This window comes from Natrialba sp. PRR66 (genome assembly GCF_034808065.1).
Classification (GTDB): domain Archaea; phylum Halobacteriota; class Halobacteria; order Halobacteriales; family Natrialbaceae; genus Natrialba; species Natrialba aegyptia.
In genome coordinates this window covers 1-279 of record NZ_JAXHGN010000063.1, presented here as the reverse complement: position 1 = coordinate 279, position 279 = coordinate 1, and the positions used below count along the sequence as shown (strand labels likewise).

1 protein-coding gene is annotated in these 279 nt (G+C 59.9%); it reads right to left on the bottom strand.

The features are described 5' to 3' along the window. A partial coding sequence (locus SM755_RS23490) for an aminotransferase class III-fold pyridoxal phosphate-dependent enzyme (protein ID WP_323174813.1) occupies positions 1 to 207 on the bottom strand: 207 nt, incomplete at its 3' end. Positions 208 to 279 lie beyond the last annotated feature (72 nt).

Sequence of the window (279 nt, the reverse complement as noted above, 5' to 3'; positions counted from 1 at the left end):
GCGCGTCACCTTCGGGTGGTTGTGCCCGAGAGCGAGCGTGCCCGCACCGGCAAGGCAGTCGAGATACTCGTTTCCGTCAGCGTCTACGATTTCCAGGCCTCGAGCGCGGGAGATCGCGAACGGTAACGACCGAGGATACGTTCGGGCGCTTGATTCGCGGTTGCGCTGACTCTCACGCAGTCGGGCGTTCGACTGTTCGGTTCTCATTGCTCACCCTCCGCTGTATCGCTGATGCGTCCGGAACGAATCTGTGTCAGTAGCACATTTTTTAGGTTGACC